Genomic DNA, 23,180 nt, shown 5'->3' on the forward strand with positions numbered 1-23,180 from the left:
TTATATGGAAAATCATTCTTGCAGGGAGGTAGAATCTTGGCTGTTATCAAAACGAATACAGGGCAGACCCGATTGCTCGCTCGTTTGATGAGGGCTGAAGCCGAAGGTGAAGGGAGTCTTGGAATGCTGATGGTCGGCAACGTCGGCGTGAACCGGATTCTCGGAAATTGTCTGGATTTCAACAATATCCGCAGCATCAGGGATATGGTTTATCAAAGCCCAGGCGGTTTTGAAGCCCCGACGAAGTCGTATTTTTATCAAAGGGCCAGAGAACAGGACATCAGGCTTGCGCAGCGCAATATTAACGGCGAACGGTTTTGGCCGGCTTCCAACGCTTTATGGTTTTTCCGCCCCACGGGCAATTGTCCGTCGACCTGGTTTAACCAGGCGAATACCGGACGATTTAAAAATCACTGCTTCTTTAGTCCTTCGAGCGAGGATTGTCCGAATGTGTATTGATTCGAAAATAACGAACAAAAGCTACGAATTGTACTTAATTAAGGAGGATTTGAACGTATGATGCCTCAATTTTTTCGTCCGGCGCCTTATCCGACGGGCAGCGGATATCCGGGAATATCGGGAAGCGGCATGGGAACGCCCGGAACAATTGGAATGCCAGGAACGATGGGAACTCCAGGAACGATGGGAACTCCAGGAACGATGGGAACAATGGGAACGGTTCCGCCCTCAGTCACAAGCGGCAGCCCGATGACCCCGACGGGAGCGGTAGTCCAAGCGCCGCAGCAATTCGAGCAGTCCTATGTAGAAAACATATTGCGTTTGAATTTGGGAAAAACGGGAACTTTCTACATGACTTACGAAAACAACTCCCAATGGAACGCCAAAATTTTCACAGGCGTCATCGAAGCCGCCGGTCGGGACCATATCATCATTTCCGAACGGTCCACCGGTCAGCGCATCCTGCTGTTGACGCTGAATCTGGATTTCATCACGTTTAACGAGCCCCTTGTTTACCAATATCCCGGCGTGATCGGCAATCCGCCCCAAAGCCGGTAACGAGGGATTGCCGCTCTTCTAGATGTAGAGTGCGGCGGGAAGTTTATCTCCGTATTTGGATTAAAGCGCCGAAAAGACCGCCTTTAATGTCATAAAAGACAGGGGGCGGCTCTTTTTGCCTGCTTAGCGGATGTTTGCTTGCAAAAACAACGGGTCCCTGTCATATACAGACTTACCTTAAGGTTTGACTGTCCAGTGTATAAATATATAATTAAATATATATTCCAAAATCATACACAAGCGGATTTTGCGAAAAACCTTAACTATAGATAGGAGATGGATCCATTGGGAAGTTGACGGCCAACACTATTTTTATGCATGACAGGAATCATCATTTTACGATACGAAGGAGGTGTACCTATTTGCCGGTCAAGACTTGCGGTGAATAGGAAGAAGATTGACTGACCCCTTACCGAGTTTGATCAATTTGATTTGGGTAGTGGTACTTGTATTATTGAACGGTTTTTTCGTTTCCGCGGAGTTTGCCATGGTAAAAATCAGGAGCAGCCGCGTAGAAACTTTGGTTGACGAAGGACGCAAAGGCGCGGCGTTTGCCCGCAGCATCGTCAACAATCTGGATGCTTATTTATCCGCTTGCCAGCTCGGCATCACGCTGGCATCACTTGGACTTGGATGGCTAGGGGAACCGGCCGTGGCAAGTCTGGTCCGACCTCTGATTCACGCCCTGGGCTTTGGAGAAGCCGCAGTTCACGGCATTGCCGTGGTCATCGCGTTTCTCATCATTACGATTCTTCATATCGTGCTTGGAGAACTGGCGCCGAAATCGATGGCGATCCGCAAAGCGGAATCGGTCGTGCTTATGTCCGCCGCTCCAATGGTTTATTTCAATAAGCTGATGTATCCGTTCATCTGGGTATTGAACGGGCTTGCCAACGCGCTATTGCGCCTGTTCGGGATCGCCCCGGCTTCGGAATCCGAATCCGCCCATACGGAGGAAGAAATCAGGATTCTGATGAAGGAAAGCAACAAAAACGGGCTCATCGACAATACGGAACTTGCGCTCGTGGACAACATTTTCGATTTTGCGGAGACGACCGGGCGGGAAATCATGATTCCCCGTACCGAAATGATCTGCCTCAACACGCAGCTTTCCCGCGAAGAAAATCTTGAAATTGCTTACGAAGGCATGAGAACCAGATACCCGGTCTGCGACGGCGATAAGGACCATATCATCGGCTTCATTCATATTAAGGATTTGCTTCGTTCTACGGCTACCGAATATAATGCTTTAATTCGTCCGATCCTTGCTGTACCGGAATCCATTCAGATCAGCGCTCTGCTGAAGCTGATGCAGCGGGGGAAGACCCAGATTGCCATTTTGATCGATGAATACGGCGGCACATCCGGGCTCGTAACCCTGGAAGACATTATGGAAGAAATCGTCGGTGAAATCCAGGACGAATTCGACGAAGAACGTCCTGGCATCGAGAAGATTCATGAGAATGAATATTCGATTGACGGGTTGATGCTTATCGATGAAATCAACGACCGATTCGGACTCGATTTGGATACGTCGGACTACGACACCGTAGGCGGCTGGCTGTATTCCCACATCGAGACGATCCCGCCGCACAAGGGGCAATCGGCTGAAATCGATGGACATATTTTCATAGTGGAAGAAACGGATCACAAGCGCATTTCAAGGATTAAGCTTCTGATACCGCAGGTTATGGCGGAGGAAGCGGGCGCATAAAGTGTGAAATAGATGAAAGGCACGGGTGCATTTGGCCCGTGTCTTTTGATGTTTTTCGAAAGACCCCGCAAAGGACCTGAACCGACATATCGAAGCCAGGCACCTTATTCTGCGGGGGATTTTGCATTGTTGAACGACGGGTGGATTTTCTGGTATGATGGCAACTATCTGCATCGGCCCACAAGAGAGCCATTATACAACGACGCCATAAATTACAAAGTATTTCGATTGAAATAGTGGAATGCGTTAAAGTGTTCACGATATAATGAAGTCAATTTAGTTCATATTTTGGGAGGGAGGAGAGACAAGTTGGCGTTTGATATAGAAATTGCGTTTGAACCCGTTCACGAGTTTATGAATAGCTTGCATTCCTACATATGTCGAAAGTCACACAAAAAGATAGATCTCGCCCTATGCTGGGCACAAGAAACAAAGGAGCGGCTCACGCCTGATTTTGCCCGCCTGCTGGATGACATGCTCGTTAACGGAGACTGGGGCTTCGCGTATTTGACCGCTTTTGTTGCTCCAAAGGGCTTGAGGGTTGACGGTTTTCTCGATTGGTTCGGGCAGCTGGGCACCCGCGATTTGATCGAGCTTTTCGCCGCCAACGGCAACGAATTTCCGGAGGAAGACATCGAGGTTTTCCATGAAAAAATGCTGCACCTGTTTCGGGAGTGGCACGAGCAGTATTTTAAGCACGTAGACCCGGCGATCCTGCCGGCGTTAGAGCGCGAGAAGCAGGACAGGCTGCGGCGCCTGGGGGAAATCCAGGGCGAAGAATTCGTCGACGAAACGACGAACGGCATGCTTTTCAAGCCGCTGCCCCAAATCGAGAAGCTCGTTCTCGTGCCTCAATACCATTTTCAGCCGCTGAATATGGTGGCCCAATACGGGAGCATGCTCGTCTGCCATTATAATGCGCGCATCTATTTGGGGGATGAAGACCTCATTCCGACGCATGATCTCCGGTTGCTCCGCAGCCTCGGCGAAAAAAACCGGATGAAAATATTGAAATTTTTGAACCTTGGCCCGCGCACGTTCACGGAAATCGTCAGCCATTTAAAGTTATCCAAGGGCATCACGCACGATCATATCTCGAAACTCCGCAGCGCCGGCGTACTTTACGCCCATTTCGAAGGCGAGAATTTGACCGAATACAGCTTGAGAAGACGGGCTTTGGACGAGCTTCAGGAACGTATATACCGTTATATAGAAGAAGACTGACGCAAGCGGTAACCTCCTTATTTTGCCGGACACGGCGGTGAGGAGGTTTTTTATCGTTCGATGGGTAGTGAAAATAAAAGTTCGTGAATACAGCAGGGGCCTTATAAAAATTTTTTCAGAAAACTTTTTAAGTTCTCTATTTACAGAACTCGGTTTGGTTCCTATAATAGACAATAATTAATGGAATCTTAATTCATACTTATCTTATAGGAATGATCGAGATGGGTACAAAATGGGAGGTTATCGTTTCATGAAAAAGGGCGTTATTTTATTAACTTCACTCATGCTTGTCGGCTCGCTGCTGATGGCGGCGTGCTCGAACAAAAACGATGCGGATCCGGCCGCAAGCGGCAATGCCGCGCAAACGGAACAAGGTTCGAAGGAGGGGGCTGCGGCAACGCCGGGCGGCGAATCCGGATTAAAGGAACCTTACGCGGCAGCGGACATGTCGAAACTTCCGGCCGTCGCGAAGCAGCGGACCGATACGATCATCGTCGGCCTTACCGATCCGAGCGGCGCGTTTACGCCTTACTTTACCCAAAGCGGCTATGACGGCAACGTCAACTCGTTGTTGTTCAGCTCACTGGTAACTGTAGACGATAAAGGGCTGCCAATTCCTGATTTGGCCGAAAAATGGGATGTTTCGGACGATCAGCTCACTTATACATACCATCTGCGCAAAGACTTGAAGTTCAGCGACGGATCGCCGTTGACGGCGGATGACGTCGCGTTTACGTGGACGATTCAGTTCGACAAAGCTTATGACGGGGATTCCATGGTTCCGACGCTCGCCGTTAAAGGGGCGCAGGCTTACAAGGAAGGCAAAGCGCAAAGCATCGAAGGGATCAAAGTCATCGATCCGCAGACGATTTCCGTGACGCTCGAAAAACCGAACGCCACCGCGCTCGTCATGTTGGGAGGACAGGTTTTGTCCAAAGCGTATTACGGCAAAGACTATAAATTCGGACAATTGGATTACATCAAAAAATTGCATTCGAACCCGGTCGGCAGCGGTCCGTACAAGCTGGAAAAATTCATTCCGGGACAAGAAGTCCGCTTCGTGGCCAACGAAAATTATTACAAAGGCAAACCGAAAACGGAACGCTTTATTTATAAAACGTCGGAAGGCGATACTTGGCAGTACCTCGAAACCGGCGAAGTCGACTACGCTTCGTTCAGCGCCACGACGGAAAACATCGAGAAGCTGAAATCCCTCGGCTTCGTGAACATCATCCCTTATACGCCTAGTTCCTATGGATACCTTCAGGTTAACCTTGAGCACGATGTGCTTAAGGACAAAAAAGTGCGGCAAGCGCTCACCTACGGTTTGGACCGCCAAAGCATCTACGTGGATGCCAACCAGGGAGCAGGTTCGGTTGCGAACATTCCGGCTTCCCCGATCTCCTGGGCGTACACGGAAGAAGGCATCAACCCGTATAAATTCGATACGGAAAAAGCGAAGCAGCTTCTGGACGAAGCCGGATGGAAGGAAGGAGCGGACGGTATCCGTGAAAAAGACGGCAAACCGCTGACTATCCATTATTTAGGGTCCAAAAACAAGCAGACCGACATTTTCATCGCGGTTGCGAAAGAAAACTTCCAGGCGCTGGGCGTGAAATTCGAACCGGAAGTGTTCGCGGACTTCAACTCGCTCGTATCGAAAGTGGAAAGCGGAGATTACGATCTCGTTTCCTTCTCCACGCCGATGCTGTCCGACCCTTCCGACGGCGTCGTGCAGTTCATGAACGGCGAAATCAAAGGCTACGACAATCCGAAATTCAAAGAATTATATGAAAAAGGTTTGGCGACGACCGACATCGAGCAGCGGAAACAAGTTTACAAAGAACTCTTCCAGCTGCTGAACGATGAACTGCCGATCATTTTCACGAGCTACAAAAAAACCGTCTATGGATACAATGGAAGAATCGACAATCTTTCTGTTAGCCCGTTCGTCGGGTTGGCCAACAGTCTTCCGGACTGGACGCTGAAACCGGCGCAATAATCCGCGGCAAACATTTACGTCCCTCGCTTCGCGGCTTGATCGCCGCGGACGGGGGACCATGCGATTAGGAGGCTAATGATGAGTGCGTATTTAACGAAAAGGATCAGCTATATGCTGATCATTTTGCTGGCTGCGTCGCTGTTGATTTTTTGCTTGTACGCGCTGACACCGGGGGATTTCATCAGCAACAACATCAAATTAAGTCCCGAGCGCAAAGCCGAGCTGAGGGAAATATACGGGTTTAATAAACCTCTGCTCGAACGGTACGGCATTTGGATGAAAAACGCGCTGCACGGCGATTTCGGATATTCCCTGGCCCAGCAGAAGCCGGTGCTGACGCTGTTTAACGAATACATCTGGAATTCCTTCCTGCTTGCCGTCGTGTCCACGTTTTTAACGTGGGTGATCGCCGTCATTATCGGCGTCGTTTCCGCGTACAAGCAGTATTCGTGGTTCGATACGCTGGTGATGGTTTTGATTTTTGCGGCGATGTCGCTTCCGTCGTTTTTTATCGGTTTATTCCTGATCAAAATATGCGCCGTCGACCTGAAGTGGCTGCCTCCGGGCGGCATGCTGACGACGGGCAGCAACGCGACGGGGTGGGCGTACGTCAAAGAAGTGATTCACCATATGACGCTCCCCGTCGTTGTCATGACTTTGCTTGGGGTCGGTTCCTTGACCCGCTATTTCCGCAGCAACATGATCGACGTCATCAAGCAGGACTACATCCGCACGGCGCGGGCCAAAGGTTTGAAGGAGAACAAGGTGCTTTTCAGACACGCGCTTCGCAATGCGCTTTTGCCTGCCATCACGCTGGTGGGCTTTGAGCTTCCGTCCTTGTTCGGTGGTTCGCTGATCATCGAGAAAATTTTCAACTGGCCGGGAATCGGGCAGCTGTACATCCAGTCCTTCGGGCTGCGGGATTATCCGCTGCTTATGGGCTTTACGATGCTGTTAGCGGTGTTGACCGTCATCGGTACGCTGCTTTCCGACATTTTGTATCATATTGCCGACCCGCGCGTCCGGCTGCACTAGGAGGGGGGAACAGATATGTCATTGAACAGCACTCCGATCCCCGGAGCGGTCGGGACAAACAAGGCTTCTGCGAAATCTTCATCCCTTTTCAGGCAGTCGATGCGCAGGCTGATGAAAAACAAGCTCGCCGTTTCGGGGCTTATCGTTGTCGTTGTTATGTTTTTGGCCTGTTTTGTGGGGCCGTTTTTCTCGCCTTACACCGATAATAAAGTCAATATGGCTTTGATGAACAAACCGCCGAGCCTCAAGCATTGGCTGGGGACGGACGCCCTTGGCCGGGATGTCTTGACCCGCGTGCTTCAGGCCGGCCGCATTTCGCTTACCGTCGGCCTGGCGTCCATGGTATTGTCCGTTTTTATCGGTTCGCTTCTTGGAGCGATCGCAGGGTATTACCGGGGCATCGTCGACCAAATCATTATGCGGATCGCGGACCTCTTGCTGACGATTCCGGGACTGCCGCTGCTGTTTATTTTCGGGGCGCTGCTTTCCGACTGGAAGGTGCCGACCGAATACCGGATGTACATCGTCATGTTGATGCTCGGTTTGGTTAACTGGCCGGGCCTCGCCCGGATGGTACGGGGCCAGATGCTGAGCCTTCGGGAACGGGAATTCATGCAGGCCGCGGTCGTTCTCGGGCTCCGGGACCGCCGCAAACTGTTCAACCATTTGCTGCCGAACATCGTCCCGTTATTGATCGTGATCGCGACTCTGAACATCGGCGGATCGATTCTCAGCGAATCGGCGCTCAGCTTTTTCGGGCTTGGGGTCATGGCACCGACGCCGACATGGGGGAACATGATCGACGCGGCAAACAACCTGATCGATTTTCAGGAGCATCCATGGCTGTGGGTTCCTCCGGGCTTTTCCATTTTCGCCACCGTCATCGCGATCAACATTTTCGGGGACGGCCTCAGAGACGTTCTTGATCCTAAACAGAAGAGGTAGGTGGGGAACTTCCGATGAAAGATTTAATGAAAATAAATCATCTCAGCACGCATTTTAATACCGAAAACGGTACGGTCAAAGCCGTCAACGATGTCAGCCTGCGCGTACGCCAAGGCGAGACGGTATGCATCGTAGGGGAATCCGGCTGCGGCAAAAGCGTGACCGCGATGTCCATCATGGGTTTGGTCGAGGAACCGGGCGGCAAAGTCGTAAACGGCCAAATCGAATTTGAGGGCCGGGATCTTTTGAAATTAAGCAAAAACGAGCTGCGCTCCATCCGTGGCAACGAAATATCGATGATTTTTCAGGAGCCGATGTCTTCGCTTAATCCGGTTCTGAAAATCGGTCAGCAAATCATGGAGCCGCTGCTCGTCCATCAAAAGCTGAGCAAGAAGGAAGCGCGGAAACGGGCGATCGAGCTGATCGAAAAAGTGGGCATTTCGCGTGCCGAGCAAATCGCGGATTCTTACCCGCATGAGCTGAGCGGAGGCATGCTGCAGCGGATCATGATCGCCATCGCGATTTCGGGCAATCCGAAATTGCTCATCGCCGACGAACCGACCACCGCGCTCGACGTGACGATCCAGGCGCAAATCCTGGACATTCTCCGCCAGTTCAAAGAACAAAACAACATGTCCATCATGCTGATCACCCATGATCTCGGCGTCGTGGCCGAAATGGCGGATTACGTTATCGTCATGTACGCGGGCAAAATCGTGGAGGAAGGCGAAGTCGTCAAGCTGTTCCAATCGCCGAAACACCCGTATACCCAAGGGTTGTTGAAATCCAAACCGATCATCAACCAGCGCACGGATGAGCTGTATTCCATCCCGGGGCAGGTCCCGAATCCGCTGGAGTTGACGGAATCCTGCTATTTCCACGACCGCTGCCAGCACTGCATGGACATTTGCAGAACGAAGCAGCCTGTTTTGAAAGAAGTCGGCGAGCAGCAGAAAGCCGCTTGCTGGCTGTACGAGGAGGCGCTGGTCCATGCCTGAGGCATTGCTTGAAGTCAATCATTTGAAAAAATATTTTCCGATCCAAAAAGGGCTGCTGAACCGGACGGTCGGACACGTAAAGGCGGTCGACGATATCAGCCTGACGATTGCGCGCGGGGAAACCTTCGGCCTTGTCGGCGAATCCGGAAGCGGCAAAAGTACGGTCGGCAAAACGATCATCCGCCTTACCGAAAAAACCGATGGCGAGGTGAAATTCAAAGGCGTCGATGTATACGGATTGTCCGCCGAGGAGCTGCGCAAAATCCGTCCCAGCATGCAGCTTATCTTCCAGGATCCGTACAGCTCGCTAAATCCGAGGATTCGGGTAGGCGATGCCATCGGGGAAGCGCTGCTCGATCACGGTCTCGTGCCAAAAGAGGAAATCCGGGAACGGGTGCTTGAGGTGCTGCAATCCTGCGGATTGTCGTCCTATCATATCGACCGTTTTCCGCACGAATTTTCGGGAGGACAGCGTCAGCGGATCGGGATCGCCCGGGCGCTCATTTTGAACCCGGACCTGATCATTGCCGACGAACCGGTATCCGCGCTGGACGTGTCGATCCAGGCCCAAATCATCAATTTGTTCCGTAAGCTGCAGGAAACGCGGGGGCTCACGTATTTGTTCATCTCCCATGACCTGAGCGTCGTCGAGCATCTTTGTACCCGGATCGGCGTCATGTATTTGGGTTCGATGATGGAAACCGCATCGCGGGACGAACTGTTCAAAAATCCGCTTCATCCGTATACCAAAGCGCTTTTGTCGGCGGTGCCGATTCCGATTCCGAAGCTGAAACGAGAACGGATCGTCCTGAAAGGGGACATCCCAAATCCCGCGGACCCGCCGGCCGGCTGCAAGTTCCACACGCGCTGCCCGTTTGCGGTAGCTCGATGCAAAGAAGAGGTGCCGCAATTCCGCGACGCAGGCGGCGGGCATTTCGTGGCTTGCCATTTGGCGTAGTGTACAACTAAACTTGATAGTCCAAGATGTGAAAGGCATGGTTCCCGAAGGGAATCATGCCTTTTTGCGATTGCTTGTACACGTCGGTCGGGTGGAACGCATTGAAGAAACGATTGCGCAATTTTAATGTTTTTTAAACGAAAAGGTATGCTTTTTTTAACCTTAAACATTTATGATTTTGGTGATGGTTATGTTGAAGGTTCCATGAGGAGGAAGGTATGCGGTTATTTGAAGCGCTTTTGTCCATTTCTTGCTTTATGATGCTGAGTTCACTGGTTTTAACGAAAAAAACGGTTCGTAAAAATGTGGCGGCGGCCATTTTGGGCGTGATCAGTTTAGGAATATTGGCGGCCCAACTGCTTGTGGAGGGATACCGCTGGCAGATGGGGATCGTATATGCGCTGTCTTTTATTTGTATTTGTTATTGGGCGGCAGGCTTTCTGTCTGGTGCGAACAGGCTGGCGAAAATACGAAGGCGATGGTTCAAATACGTTACATATGCAGCTGCCGTGCTGCTTTTATCGGTCTCCGTTTGCTTATCCGCCTTGCTGCCTGTCGTTCGGTTTCCCGAACCGGGAGGAAAATATCAGGTGGGCACGAAAACGTTCCATTTTGTAGATGAAAATCGGGAAGAAATATTCACGGATAACCCTGCCGATCATAGGGAGTTGATGGTACGTGTGTGGTATCCCGCGGACAAACTGGCCGACGGACGTCCTGAGCCGCTTTTGCCCCATAACAACCATGACTTTGATGCCTATATCGGAAGTTACGCCAAGCAGATCGGCATTCCGTCATGGTTATTGAGCTACTGGAAATATATCGACACCCATTCGTATCCAAATGCCAAAGCGGTGCGCGAAGCGGCGCCGTATCCTCTGGTCATCTTAAGCCATGGCATGGGCACGGGGATGGTGCTTCACGCTTCACAGGCTGAAAACCTGGCAAGCCACGGCTACGTCGTTGCCGCGATCGACCATACCTACAGCACGTTGGCGACGGTTTTTCCGGACGGCAGGGTGACGGATTATAGGACGGTCATGGACGAGAATCATTTTTGGGAGCAGGGAAGGAAGATCGGGAAAGTATGGAGCGGAGATGTCAGGTTCGTCTTGGACAAATTGGCAGCGGTCAACTCGGGGGCAGGTTCAGCCGGATTGGAAGGGATGATGGACATGAAGCGGATCGGCATTATGGGACATTCCTTCGGCGGGGCGACGGCGTTTGATGCGTCCTATACGGACGACCGGATCAAAGCGGGAATCGATATGGACGGAACCGTTTATGAGCTGGAGGGCCGGGAAGCGCCGAACAAACCTTTTTTATTCATGAGGGCGGGGGATTATATCAAAAATATGGATATCCTGAAGAACGACAAGAACATCGACAAAACCAGTCTCGGACATCTCGAAAAAGAGTTTTCTGTTTCCAAAAAAGCAGTGGAACACGGAGGGAACTTTGTGGAGATCGACGGCGCTGGACATTATAATTTTACGGATTTGCAGCTGTTCTCCCCACTGCTCCCATGGACGGGAATGACGGGTGCGCTTAAGGGAAGCCGGGGCGCGGAAATCGTCGATCGGTACGTGCTGGAATTTTTCGACGAACATTTGAAGGGAAACGTCGGAACGCTGCTGAAAGGACCGAATGAGGCGTACCCGGAGGTGCGATTTTACGGCAACGCAAGCAAATAAACGTTAGAGAGGGTTAAGAGGTCTCCGGCATGGAGACCTCTTTTGAGGCTGCGGTTATCCATGTTACAACACATTAATCTGTACGATCGTGAGGTTAGGCCAGATCTTATTCCAGTTTTTGTTCCTGACCCGGTTTTCATAGATTTGCGCGCGTTCCGGCGTGGTGTTGTAGTAGGGTGTCGGTTTGACGATCAAGTCGATCGCATCCTGTATGCCATGCGGGGCGGTCAGCACAATGCGGTCATGTTCGTCCAATGTCAGGCCAAGGGCCGTGGCGGTTTCCGTAAAGTTGGAAATGGCGTCGACGGATGAAACAAACGGAGGCATTCGGTTTAATAGATGCATCCGGGCTTCGTTTTTGACGGACCACGGCACATTCGGGCGGATGGAAAACAGCTTGCTTTCGTGCTCTTTTTCCACGGCTTCGTCCGGATTGCCCGGATCGAAAAAGACGACATCCACGTCCGGCAAAGGCGTTCTTTCGGTAAAACCATGCTGCACATCCCAAATTTTCGAGCGGACAAAACCGGCGCAAACCCACCAGTCCGGAAGCTGCAGCGTTTTGGCGGCATGAAGGATGTCCATCATCCAGTCGTCCGATTGCACGAGACGAATGAGATCCTGTTCCGATCGGATCATATTTACGTTATTCCTCCTCGCATTAAAATGCCACGAAGCCGAGCGATAACTTATTATACTACAGCAAAAGACAGCAAAAGAGGAGCAGAAGCAAATTCACAAAAAAATTTGTAAAATAGTGAAACCTTGTCCAAATGATTTACGTTATAACTAGTGTATTCCAAAAATAACCATTCAAGGAAAGGTGAGAGTATGAAGAAATCCAATGTTCGCAAGCTATTATCCATGACCGTTGCCGTCTCTGCGCTCAGCATGCTGCTGGCGACCGGGGCGGGAGCCGAATCGTACGCAGCCGACAATACTTCCGCTTCTTCTGCAGTGACTGAGCCTGGTGCTCTCACACCACCTCCTCCAGAGACTTACAATAACATGAGCCTTAACGGCAATTATTTGTATCTTGCTGATGGAAACGCCAATATTTCGGCGATCGGCGACGGAAAGCTAAGCGTCAATGCGCAAACGACGGCTACGACGGTCGTTGACGTCATTAAAGCCGATGTGACGCTGCAGCGGTTTACCGGCACGGGCTGGGTGAATGTCAATTCAAACCTCTTCTCCAGAAATTCGTCCGATTTTGTGACAGGCGATGCGATCTTTGTCGGGGTTAAAGGTTTTTATTACCGAATTGCCTGCATTCATTCCATTAACAAAAACGGTGTTTTCGAACAAAAAATTACGTATTCAGGAAGCGTACTGGCCTATTAATAGATTATCAAAAAACGGCAACCCGACCCGGGTATGCCGTTTTTTTGTCCAATTGTGAAGGACTCCTCTGCGGGTGTTCGAATGGCAAACCGTTCGTGGACTTACATCTTTAATAGGCTCTGAATAACAATTAAAGGAATTTACCCCTTTTTATTATAAAAATATCCCTTCTGCTCGCCGTGTCTTTTCTTGATAATGAAGAAGTAAAACGCTTGCGCATGAGTTAACCTGCAAAAACGAAGCCGAAGGGAGGGAGTTTTCCGGCAACCCATTGCTTTCAAACGTTTGCAAGCGCTGTCAAGTCCAATAAGAGGAGGAAAGTAACGCATGATCCTCAACCGAATGGCATTCCGAAAAACATGGAGTATCGCATTGGCTTTTTTTATGGTTTTTACGTTGTCCCAGTGGTCAGGGGCGGGAATACCGAAAGCGCATGCCGCCGTGACCGGCAAAACGATGGTGGGCTATTGGCATAACTTTGACAACGGCTCCGGTTTTATCAGGCTTCGAGACGTTTCTCCCAAGTTCGACGTGATCAATGTTTCTTTTGCCGAGCCCGCTTCCGGAGCGACGAACGGTACAATCGCCTTTGCGCCGTATAATTACACGGATGCGGATTTCAAGGCGGACATCGCCTATTTGCAAAGCCAAGGGAAAAAGGTCATCATTTCGATCGGCGGCGCGAACGGGCAGGTCCAGCTTGTAAGTACGGCAGCCCGCGACAATTTCGTGAATTCCGTCACGGCGATCATTGAAAAATACGGATTTGACGGGTTGGACGTCGATTTTGAAGGCCATTCGCTTTATTTGAACACGGGGGACAACGATTTCAAACATCCGACCACTCCGGTCATTGTGAATTTGATTTCGGCTTTGCGCACCATTAACGATCATTTCGGAACGGATCGGTTTTATTTGACGATGGCGCCGGAGACCTTTTTCGTGCAGCTGGGTTATTCGTTTTACGGCGGAAGCTGCATCAGCTGCGACAACCGCGCGGGGGCCTATCTCCCCGTCATCTACGCGACCCGCGATATCCTTGACTGGCTGCAGGTACAGAATTACAATTCCGGCCCGATTACGGGGCTTGACGATCAATACCACAACATGGGCACGGCCGATTTCCACGTCGCCATGGCGGATATGCTGCTGACCGGGTTTCCGGTCGCCAAAAATCAAAACAGCTTTTTCCCGGCGCTTAGGCCGCACCAAGTGGTGTTGGGGCTGCCGGCGAACGCAAATGCAGGCGGTGGATTCACTTCCGTCAGCGAAGTGCAAAAGGCGCTGGACGCCCTGATCAAAGGGATTCAATTGCCCGGCTACAAAATGAGGGGGAACACGGGCGGATATCCGGATTTCCGCGGGTTGATGACTTGGTCAATCAACTGGGACCGGTACAACAATTTCGAGTTTTCGAACAATCACCGTGCTTATTTGGATGCCTTAACCCCGCCGGTTCCCGATCCGGTTCCGCCCACGGCTCCGACCAACTTGACCGTCGCTTCCAAAACGGCTACCAGCGTGACGTTAAGCTGGACCGCTTCGACGGATAACGTCGGCGTTACAGGTTATACCGTTACCTACGGAACAGGCAGCGTCAACGTCGGCGGAACCAGCGCCACGATCAGCGGTTTAACGCCAAATACAACCTATTCGTTTACCGTCACCGCAAGGGACGCTGCGGGTAACGTTTCGCCGGGAACCTCGGTGACCGTCACGACGGATGCGCAGGGCGGCGTTCAGGCATGGGCTCCGAATGTCAGCTACAAAACCGGAGACGAAGCAGTCTATCAAGGGAAAACCTATATCTGCCGCCAACCGCATACTTCCCTGCCCGGATGGGAACCGCCGAACGTTCCGGCGCTTTGGCAGATCAAATAGCAAACAGCCCTGCAAAATGCGGCGTGCCGAGCAACATTAAAAATCGCAGGTGAATGAAGGAGGACGCAACCGAGCATAGGCGAGGGAGCGTCCTTTTATACGCAGAGGGGGCGGATTTTTGATAAAGGAACGAAAGGGGGCTTGAAGGCAGCAAAAAACCGCCCCTTGGCTTCGGCCAGGGACGGTCCCGTTCTGCGATGATTAGCGCAACGTTTTAAGCGCGCCGCTCCATGCAAGCACTTGATCCAGCATTCCGTTCAGGTTCGTCAGATGCAGATCGGCAGGCTTGAACGTCGAGAAGTTTTCAAAGTCGGTGAACAGCGACAGCGCCGGATGGATACGAACGTCCGCCACGGACAATTCGCCCAAAATGCCGCGCAAATGTTCCGCCGCACGGGCGCCGCCGACGGAACCGTAGCTGACGATCCCTGCAGCTTTGTTAATCCATGCATCGCGAGCATAATCAAGCGCGTTTTTCAGCGAAGCGGTGATGCTGTGGTTGTATTCCTGCACGATAAAAACGAAGCCGTCCAATTCGAAAAGCTTCTTGTTCCAAGCTTCAGCTTGTTCCGAAGCGTCCGCTTCTCCCAGGAGGGGCAGCTTGTAATCGGCAATGTCCACGATCTCATAGTTCGCGTCGCCGCGTTCGTCCGCGATTTTTTTGACCCATTCCCCAACCTGCGGGCTCAAACGGCCTTCGCGGGTGCTTCCCAAAATAATACCAATGTTCAGTTTAGACATCTCTTCTTCTCTCCTTATCGGGATTGTAGTTATCGTGTTATGAATTGATTCGGTTGTTAGTATCATAATATCATCGCATATACATTGTCAAGTAACTTACAATAAGTTTGTGGTTTATTTTGTATCCCGGCTTTAAAACCTGCCTCTTTGTTATATGATGAGGTCATCCAAAAAAGTCACGGAAGTGTTAAAAGCAAGTCATCATCCTGGTAGCGCGGCGAAAAAGAGATGGATATAATCTAGTTGCAAACGCTTACAATTGCTTTCAAATGAAAAAAAAGGGGGGGCTGTCTAGTCGCGGTAAAAGCTTTGAAACGGGTTCGGAAAGCATCGTTCTGTTTTTCTCGGAGTTGTGAAGCGGATTTACATTGATTTTATGACGCTGCGAAAGGTGGTTTTGTTATGGGAAGAACCTTCGTCAAAAAACTGATGGGCATGTCGTTAAGCGCGCTGCTGCTCGCCGCTGCGGCCTTGCCGTTTACCGCGCAGGCGGCATCGGATGTCACCGTCAATTGGAACGATGTCAAACAGGAGATCGACGGGTTCGGAGTTTCGCAGGCCGGTTGGTCCGATGCCATCTACGATTTGAGGGAACCGGCTCGGAGTGAAGTGATGGACCTGCTGTTCAGGCCCGATATCGGGATCGGCATATCGATTTTCCGCGGTGCATTGTTCCCCGAGTTCAATCCCGCTCCGGGGCAATACGATTTTAATGTAAGACCCGATCAGGTATGGGTCATGCAGCAGGCGAAAGCGAGAGGAGTCGATAAACTGATCGCCAGCACCTGGAGTCCTCCGGCGTGGATGAAAACGAACAACTCGACGACTCACGGCGGGTATTTGAAGCAGGAGAATTACGGCGATTACGCTGCGCTGATGTCCAAATTCATCAAGGCATACAAGCAGCAGTTCGGCCTGGATCTGTACGCCGTTTCGATCGCCAACGAACCCAACTCCATGACGTTTCTGTCCTGGGATTCGAGCGAATGGAATTCGACGAACTTCCAGGTGTTCCTGAAAGATTATTTGAAACAGGCCATGGTCAATGAAGGCGTTCAAGCGACCAAAGTCATCGCCGGCGAATCGTCCTGGTGGTCCGAGGACCTGATCAAAGATTCGTTAAACGATCCCGCTTCCGCCGAAAGGCTCGATATCGTCGCCGGCCACAATTACCCCGTGCCGATTATCAATACGGAGCTGCCGACAACCCCGTTTTCGACGGCCCTTTCCAAAGGGAAAAAGGTATGGATGACGGAGGTGTCCAAGGTCGACTCCTACGATCCGGGCATGGGATCAGGCCTCAAATTCGCCAAGCAGATGCATAACTTCATGACCAAGGCGGGCGTTAATGCGTGGATGTATTGGACCGGCGCGATCCCGGGCAACAACGACGAAGGGCTTATCAATGTCGACAAAGCCGCCAACACGTACGCAGTAACGAAACGCTACTATACATTCGGAAATTTCAGCAAGTTCATCAAACCCGGCTACGTGCGGATCGGAGCCCCTGACAGTCCCCAATCGGGCGTATACACCTCGGCTTATAAAGATCCGGCCACCGGCAAATTCGCGATCGTCGCCATTAACGACAACGACGCCACGTCGGAATTCGACCTCGTGCCAAGCGGTTTTACGGCCGGCCGCCTGACGCCTTATACGACCAACGACAACCTCAATTTGGCCGCAGGTCCAGCCATTCCTTTACAAAACGGAAAATTTCACGCCATTCTTCCTCCAAAAAGCATCGTGACCTACACCGGCGAAAACGGCTCGCCGTCTCTCCAGGAACAAACGCTCACGGACGAATTAAACGACTGGTCCAAAACCTACTCCCACACCAGCGGCCTCGTCATGGACTCCAGCAACAGCGGATATTTTAACGGCGATACGTCCCGGGTAAAACGCAATAACGGCACCACCGAAAACTTCGTTTACAACATTCCGAACATTACAAATTTTAAAGCGGATCTGTATCAATTCAGCATTTGGGACGGCGTCGCGTTTTACGCGTCTGCCGACAACGAGCATTGGACGCAAATTGCCCATACGAGCACGCCAGGCAGCTACACCGGAAGCAAATGGTACAAAAAAACGTATACACCGCTGGAAATGCCCGCAGGCACCCAATATTTGAAAATCGAATTATCCGGCAGCGACTCCTGGGAAAAGCAAGTTTCCCGAGTGGTAATCAACTCTTTATCATAATCGAAAGCCGGAAGCTTTGAGTATAGTTTTTAGCTATAACTGGATATAGGATAATACAGTTACGCTATATCCATCAATACGTGATATCTTTCTTGTAACCATTTTATTTAGGATTTGGCAAAATCTTAATTAGGAGTGTTACAAGATGACAAAAAGCAGTGTTTTGGGATACCCGCGCATCGGATCAAACCGTGAATGGAAAAAAGCGCTGGAAGCGTTTTGGGCCGGAAAAATCGACGAAACGGAATTTCAAAGCCGGTTGAAGGACATCCGGTTGGACCATTTGCGCAAACTTCGGGAAAAAGGCATCGACCTGATCCCGGTCAACGATTTCAGCTATTATGACCATGTTCTGGATACGGCCGCGATGTTCGGCATTATTCCGAAGCGTTTTGATTATGACGGGGGCGCCGTGCCTTTGTCCGTTTATTACGGAATCGCCCGCGGCACGAAAAATGCGGCGGCGAGCGAAATGACGAAGTGGTTCAATACCAACTATCATTATATCGTTCCGGAATTGGATGGGGCGACGCCGGCGATTACCGAAAACAAACCGCTGGCAGCCTATCGGGAAGCGAAGGAACATCTCGGCATCGAAGGGAAACCGGTCCTTCTCGGACCGCTGACGTTCCTCAAACTGTCCAAAGGGTACTCCGAATCCGAAACGGATGCCTGGCTTGAGCGATTGCTCCCGCTTTATGTGCAAATTCTTCGGGAGCTTGCGCTTGAAGGGGTGGCATGGGTACAAATCGACGAGCCGATCTTGGTCACCCGTCTATCCGGCGAAGACCTTGGGCGGCTCAAAACCATCTACGGCACGTTTGCCGCAGAGGTCCCGGCCCTTAACGTCATGCTGCAAACGTATTTCGAAGCGATCGAAAATTACGATGAAATCGTCGCGCTGCCGGTTCAAGGCATCGGGCTTGATTTTGTGCACGGATTCGCCGGAAATATCCGGTCGATCAAGTCGTCGGGATTCCCTGCGGATAAAGTGTTGGGAGCGGGAATCGTCGACGGAAGGGGGATCTGGAAGGCGCCGCTCCGCGAAAAGCTCGGGCTGCTCGAGACGCTTCAGCAGTTCGTTTCGGCCGACCGGATCGTCGTGCAGTCCTCGTGCAGCCTGCTGCATGTCCCCGTGACCGTACAAAACGAAACGAAGCTGCTGCCGGAACTGAAAAACGCGCTGGCGTTTGCCGACGAGAAAGTGGACGAAATCGTACTTTTGACCAAAGCCGTTTCCTCGGGCAAGGACGCCGTCGCCGGCGAACTCGAAGCTTGCGACCTAGCGATCGGGGCGTTGATGCAGTCAAAAGAGCGCAACCGGAGCGATATCCAAGATGCGGTTGCCGTCATCGGCAAGCAGGACGGAAGAAGGAATCTGCCTTTTGCCGAGCGGCATGCCGCCCAGCAGCAAAAATGGCAGCTCCCGGTTCTTCCGACGACGACCATCGGCAGTTTTCCGCAATCGGTCGAGGTCCGCAAAGCCAGGCAGCTGTGGAGAAAAGGAGAATGGAGCAGCGAACAATACGCCGGCTTCATCCGCGATCAAATCGATACGTGGATCAACCTGCAGGAGGATATCGGGCTTGACGTGCTGGTCCATGGCGAATTCGAGCGGACGGACATGGTGGAGTTTTTCGGCGAAAAGCTAGGGGGTTTTGCCTTCACGCAATACGGGTGGGTGCAGTCGTACGGCTCCCGGTGCGTCAAACCGCCGATCATATTCGGGGACGTTGCGTTCGAAGAGCCGATGACGGTCGAGGAAACGAAATATGCCCAATCGAAAACGAGCCGCCCCGTCAAAGGCATGCTGACCGGCCCGATTACGATCATGAACTGGTCGTTCGTCCGGGAAGATATCTCCCGCGAACAAATCGCCTACCAACTGGCCTATGCGTTGAGACAGGAGGTAGAGGCGCTTGAGAAAGCCGGTATCGGCTTGATTCAAGTCGATGAGCCTGCCGTCCGCGAAGGGCTGCCGCTGAAGGAAAAAGATCAGGCGGAATATCTGGCCTGGGCCGTAAAAGCTTTCCGCTTGACGACATGCACGGTCCAGGATACGACGCAAATTCACACGCATATGTGCTATTGCGAGTTCCATGACATGATCGATTCGATCACGGAGATGGATGCCGACGTCATTTCGATCGAAACCTCGCGCAGCCATGGCGAACTGATCCACAGCTTCGAGGAAAACACGTACGGGCTTGGCATCGGTCTCGGCGTATACGATATCCACAGTCCGCGCGTTCCGGGCGTCGAGGAGATGACCGGCATGATCGACCGCGCGCTGCGCGTGCTCGATCCGAAGCTGTTCTGGATCAATCCGGACTGCGGATTGAAAACCCGGGGGATGGATGAAACCATCGCCTCCTTGCGCAACATGGTGGAAGCGACGAAAATTTCGCGAGACAAATACGCCGTTCGGGTCTAATGGTTACCCGGACGCTCAAAACCCGCATTTTTGCGGGTTTTTTCTTTGCCGGGATTTTGTGAAATTCGATTCCGACCGCTCCCGGGTACAATATATAGACGAATTGAACCGTTTCGCTCTATCTATTGCTGATTGAAAGTCGCTCCTTGGATTTTTGCAAAATCCTCCTTTGCATAAAAAGAACGGTATTGGAGTTATTCCTGTTTGCGAGTATAATATTTCTATCTTATTTATGCATAGCCGCTTTCAAAAAGTTTGCTTGATCTGCATTCCTACCACGAAGAGGATTACGATGTTTGCATTCCGGAAAGCGATTGATTTTTTCCAACCATTATGTTCTAATGGAGTCACCTACTTTTTATACATTTGACTTTACTAAGTGCTTATTTTTTGAATGAAATTTCATTTTAAACAAACAATCATGAATAAACGATCAAAGCGGGGGATTTTGTTATGGAAGTCATTGATATCTCGTCAAAGCCGCCTGTCGATTCCAAACCGGTCGTACTAATGATCGGCAAATTCGACGGAATCCATAAAGGACATCAGGCGATTCTCGAAACGGCCCTTCGGTTGAAAGGGGAAGGGGAGTCGCTTGCCGTCATGAGCTTTTCGGAGCATCCGCTCTGGGTATTGAAACAGGATGAGGCGTTCAAGCGGAAAATCACGCCGGACGGCGACAAATTGCACATTCTTAAGCAATATGGCGTCGAGCGTTATTACCGGATTCGTTTCTCGAAGGAATATGCGGAGGTTTCCGCGGAGGAATTCGTGCTGGAGCATCTTTCAAACCTGAACGTCAAACGGATCGTTGTCGGGGAAGGTTTTCGCTTCGGCCACGGACAGGGAGGCGGTAAGAAGGAACTAAGCGAGCTTTGTTCCCGGATCGGCGCGGAAGTGACGGTGATCCCGCTCGTCACCGAAAACGGGGCGAAAATAAGCAGCGCGGCGATTCGTTCCGACATATCAAACGGCCATGTGGAAGCGGCGGCAGCCCTTTTAAACCGTCCATACTCTGTTACGGGGATCGTCATTCACGGTCAGAAGCTCGGAAGGAAACTCGGTTTTCCTACTATTAATATGGGCGGCGTGGACGACTATGTATTTCCGAAGCCCGGCGTTTACGTGGGGACGGCCCAAATCCACGGCGAACCGGAGGGGAAAGATCGATACGACGTATTGATCAGCGCGGGGTACCGCCCGACCGTCGATGGAGAAGGGTATTTGATCGAAGCTTTTCTGCTTGACTTTTCCGGGGATTTGTACGACCGGACCGTAACGATCGGCTTCACGCATTATTTGCGCGGCGAAATCAAGTTCACGGGATTGGATGCGTTGATTGAGCAAATGAAACAGGATGAGGCCAACGCGAGAAAGCTGCTTTCTGCAAGTCCCGTCTAAATCACGAACGAACCATCGCTTCTGTTCTCGGGGAGGGAAAGCCATGGGGATCATCATCGTCGAAATTTGCGACGGCAGTCTCATTCGGGAGATCGATATCGCCGACCTATTGGAAGCCGAATATCCGGAGGTTGCAGTGCTTGAAAGCACCTGCCTCTCGTTTTGCGGCATTTGCGCGAGAAGGCCCTATGCGCTCGTCAACGGCAAGCGGATTTTTGCCAAAACGGCTGAAGAATGCCTCGATCTGATCAGGCAGTGCATTGAGAAAGAATTGGAAATCTATGCATAACAAGTACCCGAACATGATTTCTAATACAGGGCCCAGGGTACGGAAAAAGGTTTCGACGAACCTAACAGGTATTCGAAAAACTCCATATTACAGAAAATGATTTCGGCGAAGCTGTACGAGTGAAAACTCGGCAGCTTTTTTTGTTGGCGTGGGTTGGGTCTGGTAATGAAAATCATTTGTAAGATCCAAGAAAAGTTCATTTGACCGCTCGAACAAAAACGTGTATATTGATTATATAAAATATCAGATTAGAATAATTCTAATTTAAATATAGGAGGAATGAAGACATGAAAAATTACGACTATCATCATCTGGACCACGTCAAAGAGCAGCACACCTCGAAAAAAACGCTGTGGATTACCCTGCTGCTGACTTTGTTTTTTACCATTGTCGAAGTCGCGGGCGGGCTGATCTCCCATTCCTTGGCCCTGTTATCCGATTCCGCGCATATGATATCCGACGTATTGGCTTTAGGGTTAAGCATGGCCGCCATTTATATGGCCACCCGGAAGCCGAACCGGAAATACACGTTCGGGTTTCTGCGGTTTGAGATCATTGCATCGTTTTTGAACGGCCTGGCATTGGCCGTCATTGCATTGGGCATTTTCGTGGAAGGCATTCAGCGCATGATCCATCCGGTGGACGTGAAGCTGCCGACGATGCTGACCATCGCGGTGATCGGGCTGATCGTCAATATCGTTTTGACCGTTGTTCTCAGCCGCAGCATGAAGGAAGAAGAAAATTTGAACGTGAAAAGCGCGCTTTGGCATTTTTTCGGAGATCTGCTGAGCTCCGTCGGCATCATCGTGTCGGCCGTACTGATTCATTTTACCGGATATCAATTTCTGGATCCGCTGATCAGCATGGTCATCGGGGGAATTATTTTTACCGGAGGGGCCAAAATCATCCGCGAATCCTACCTCGTGCTGATGGAATCGGTGCCGGACAAATTCGATTTGGACGCCATTCGGAAAGATATCCGCGCGTTGGAAGGAATTGAAGACGTGCATGAGCTTCATTTGTGGTCCGTTTCGACCGAGCATTACTCGTTGACCGCCCACGTGTTCATTCGGAAAGACATGCAGCCTTTTTACGTTATTTCTGCGATCAATGCGCTGTTGCAGGAAAAATACGGCATCGCCCATTCCACCATTCAAATCGAACATCCGTCGATCCACGATCACGGGGAATATGGACAGCGGTTTTTGCTGAAACATGCTTGAGCGGCAGCGCTCCAAGCGATTTAAAATAATTTTCATGGTGCCGCAGCCTTATGCGGTTTAAAAATCGATTGACGA

The 23,180-nt window shown here is 51.1% G+C and carries 19 protein-coding genes; 17 read left to right on the forward strand and 2 right to left on the reverse strand.

The window, feature by feature from the left end:
* Positions 1–36 precede the first annotated feature (36 nt).
* The 10 genes from RJP21_RS11265 to RJP21_RS11310 all read left to right on the forward strand — a co-directional run bounded on the left by RJP21_RS11265 (position 37) and on the right by RJP21_RS11310 (position 11,587).
* Positions 37–459 carry a cell wall hydrolase gene (locus RJP21_RS11265; RefSeq protein ID WP_310859337.1) on the forward strand — a complete coding sequence of 141 codons (423 nt, stop codon included), beginning with the start codon at positions 37–39 and terminating at the stop codon, positions 457–459.
* Between the two features lie 165 nt (positions 460–624).
* Positions 625–1,017, forward strand: a complete 393-nt coding sequence (gene gerQ, locus RJP21_RS11270; protein ID WP_236575869.1) for a spore coat protein GerQ — start codon at positions 625–627, stop codon at positions 1,015–1,017.
* 397 nt (positions 1,018–1,414) lie between these two features.
* Positions 1,415–2,731: a hemolysin family protein gene (locus tag RJP21_RS11275; RefSeq protein WP_160044813.1), complete on the forward strand. Its 1,317-nt coding sequence runs from the start codon at positions 1,415–1,417 to the stop codon at positions 2,729–2,731.
* Positions 2,732–3,040: 309 nt separating this feature from the next.
* Positions 3,041–3,955: an ArsR/SmtB family transcription factor gene (locus RJP21_RS11280; RefSeq protein WP_310859338.1), complete on the forward strand. Its 915-nt coding sequence runs from the start codon at positions 3,041–3,043 to the stop codon at positions 3,953–3,955.
* A gap of 250 nt (positions 3,956–4,205) precedes the next feature.
* The gene (locus tag RJP21_RS11285) at positions 4,206–5,957 is read left to right on the forward strand and encodes an ABC transporter substrate-binding protein (RefSeq protein WP_310859339.1); all 1,752 of its coding nucleotides are present in this window, start codon (positions 4,206–4,208) and stop codon (positions 5,955–5,957) included.
* 78 nt (positions 5,958–6,035) lie between these two features.
* On the forward strand, positions 6,036–6,992 hold the full coding sequence (locus RJP21_RS11290) for an ABC transporter permease (protein WP_310859340.1): 957 nt from the start codon (positions 6,036–6,038) through the stop codon (positions 6,990–6,992).
* Between the two features lie 15 nt (positions 6,993–7,007).
* Complete coding sequence (gene opp4C, locus RJP21_RS11295; protein ID WP_310859341.1) at positions 7,008–7,937, forward strand: oligopeptide ABC transporter permease; 930 nt, start codon at positions 7,008–7,010, stop codon at positions 7,935–7,937.
* Positions 7,938–7,951: 14 nt separating this feature from the next.
* Complete coding sequence (locus tag RJP21_RS11300) at positions 7,952–8,935, forward strand: ABC transporter ATP-binding protein (protein ID WP_310859342.1); 984 nt, start codon at positions 7,952–7,954, stop codon at positions 8,933–8,935.
* Positions 8,928–9,893 (forward strand): ABC transporter ATP-binding protein, encoded by a 966-nt coding sequence (locus RJP21_RS11305; RefSeq protein WP_310859343.1) that lies wholly within the window; start codon positions 8,928–8,930, stop codon positions 9,891–9,893. Before RJP21_RS11300 ends, RJP21_RS11305 begins: the two co-directional genes overlap by 8 nt.
* 218 nt (positions 9,894–10,111) lie before the next feature.
* Entirely contained in the window at positions 10,112–11,587 is a 1,476-nt protein-coding gene (locus tag RJP21_RS11310) for an alpha/beta hydrolase family protein (protein WP_310859344.1), read from the forward strand.
* A gap of 63 nt (positions 11,588–11,650) precedes the next feature.
* On the opposite strand, the gene RJP21_RS11315 is transcribed toward RJP21_RS11310, so the two are convergent.
* Complete coding sequence (locus RJP21_RS11315; protein ID WP_310859345.1) at positions 11,651–12,226, reverse strand: nucleotidyltransferase family protein; 576 nt, start codon at positions 12,224–12,226, stop codon at positions 11,651–11,653.
* 192 nt (positions 12,227–12,418) lie between these two features.
* Here RJP21_RS11315 and RJP21_RS11320 point away from each other — a divergent pair, with 192 nt between their 5' ends.
* Both RJP21_RS11320 and RJP21_RS11325 read left to right on the forward strand, forming a co-directional pair.
* A complete protein-coding gene (locus RJP21_RS11320) occupies positions 12,419–12,931 on the forward strand; it encodes a hypothetical protein (protein WP_310859346.1) in 513 nt (170 codons plus the stop codon).
* A 327-nt stretch (positions 12,932–13,258) separates the two neighbouring features.
* A complete protein-coding gene (locus tag RJP21_RS11325) occupies positions 13,259–14,812 on the forward strand; it encodes a carbohydrate-binding protein (RefSeq protein WP_310859347.1) in 1,554 nt (517 codons plus the stop codon).
* 201 nt (positions 14,813–15,013) lie between these two features.
* Here the strand turns inward: RJP21_RS11325 and RJP21_RS11330 are convergent, their stop codons facing one another.
* Positions 15,014–15,553, reverse strand: coding sequence for an NADPH-dependent FMN reductase (locus RJP21_RS11330; protein ID WP_310859348.1), 540 nt, complete (start codon positions 15,551–15,553; stop codon positions 15,014–15,016).
* 402 nt (positions 15,554–15,955) lie between these two features.
* Between RJP21_RS11330 and RJP21_RS11335 the strand changes: the two genes are divergently transcribed.
* From RJP21_RS11335 to RJP21_RS11355, 5 genes are all read left to right on the forward strand, one after another.
* Positions 15,956–17,758, forward strand: coding sequence for a glycoside hydrolase family 30 protein (locus RJP21_RS11335; RefSeq protein WP_310859349.1), 1,803 nt, complete (start codon positions 15,956–15,958; stop codon positions 17,756–17,758).
* Between the two features lie 145 nt (positions 17,759–17,903).
* Positions 17,904–20,192, forward strand: coding sequence for a 5-methyltetrahydropteroyltriglutamate--homocysteine S-methyltransferase (metE, locus tag RJP21_RS11340; RefSeq protein ID WP_160044801.1), 2,289 nt, complete (start codon positions 17,904–17,906; stop codon positions 20,190–20,192).
* A gap of 453 nt (positions 20,193–20,645) precedes the next feature.
* Complete coding sequence (locus tag RJP21_RS11345) at positions 20,646–21,593, forward strand: bifunctional riboflavin kinase/FAD synthetase (RefSeq protein ID WP_310859350.1); 948 nt, start codon at positions 20,646–20,648, stop codon at positions 21,591–21,593.
* A 43-nt stretch (positions 21,594–21,636) separates the two neighbouring features.
* A complete protein-coding gene (locus RJP21_RS11350) occupies positions 21,637–21,882 on the forward strand; it encodes a YuzB family protein (RefSeq protein ID WP_310859351.1) in 246 nt (81 codons plus the stop codon).
* Between the two features lie 287 nt (positions 21,883–22,169).
* Positions 22,170–23,105 (forward strand): cation diffusion facilitator family transporter, encoded by a 936-nt coding sequence (locus RJP21_RS11355; RefSeq protein ID WP_310859352.1) that lies wholly within the window; start codon positions 22,170–22,172, stop codon positions 23,103–23,105.
* Positions 23,106–23,180 lie beyond the last annotated feature (75 nt).

The organism is Paenibacillus sp. VCA1, assembly GCF_031583795.1.
Lineage (GTDB): Bacteria > Bacillota > Bacilli > Paenibacillales > Paenibacillaceae > Paenibacillus_AQ > Paenibacillus_AQ albilobatus.

Excerpts from the sequence above, each read along its gene's own strand:
- gerQ (WP_236575869.1), top strand. The coding sequence starts at position 625 with ATGGGAACTCCAGGAACGATGGGAACTCCAGGAACGATGGGAACAATG.
- RJP21_RS11285 (WP_310859339.1), top strand. The coding sequence starts at position 4,206 with ATGAAAAAGGGCGTTATTTTATTAACTTCACTCATGCTTGTCGGCTCG.
- RJP21_RS11290 (WP_310859340.1), top strand. The coding sequence starts at position 6,036 with ATGAGTGCGTATTTAACGAAAAGGATCAGCTATATGCTGATCATTTTG.
- opp4C (WP_310859341.1), top strand. The coding sequence starts at position 7,008 with ATGTCATTGAACAGCACTCCGATCCCCGGAGCGGTCGGGACAAACAAG.
- RJP21_RS11300 (WP_310859342.1), top strand. The coding sequence starts at position 7,952 with ATGAAAGATTTAATGAAAATAAATCATCTCAGCACGCATTTTAATACC.
- RJP21_RS11305 (WP_310859343.1), top strand. The coding sequence starts at position 8,928 with ATGCCTGAGGCATTGCTTGAAGTCAATCATTTGAAAAAATATTTTCCG.
- RJP21_RS11310 (WP_310859344.1), top strand. The coding sequence starts at position 10,112 with ATGCGGTTATTTGAAGCGCTTTTGTCCATTTCTTGCTTTATGATGCTG.
- RJP21_RS11315 (WP_310859345.1), bottom strand. The coding sequence starts at position 12,226 with ATGATCCGATCGGAACAGGATCTCATTCGTCTCGTGCAATCGGACGAC.
- RJP21_RS11320 (WP_310859346.1), top strand. The coding sequence starts at position 12,419 with ATGAAGAAATCCAATGTTCGCAAGCTATTATCCATGACCGTTGCCGTC.
- RJP21_RS11325 (WP_310859347.1), top strand. The coding sequence starts at position 13,259 with ATGATCCTCAACCGAATGGCATTCCGAAAAACATGGAGTATCGCATTG.
- RJP21_RS11330 (WP_310859348.1), bottom strand. The coding sequence starts at position 15,553 with ATGTCTAAACTGAACATTGGTATTATTTTGGGAAGCACCCGCGAAGGC.
- RJP21_RS11335 (WP_310859349.1), top strand. The coding sequence starts at position 15,956 with ATGGGAAGAACCTTCGTCAAAAAACTGATGGGCATGTCGTTAAGCGCG.
- metE (WP_160044801.1), top strand. The coding sequence starts at position 17,904 with ATGACAAAAAGCAGTGTTTTGGGATACCCGCGCATCGGATCAAACCGT.
- RJP21_RS11345 (WP_310859350.1), top strand. The coding sequence starts at position 20,646 with ATGGAAGTCATTGATATCTCGTCAAAGCCGCCTGTCGATTCCAAACCG.
- RJP21_RS11350 (WP_310859351.1), top strand. The coding sequence starts at position 21,637 with ATGGGGATCATCATCGTCGAAATTTGCGACGGCAGTCTCATTCGGGAG.
- RJP21_RS11355 (WP_310859352.1), top strand. The coding sequence starts at position 22,170 with ATGAAAAATTACGACTATCATCATCTGGACCACGTCAAAGAGCAGCAC.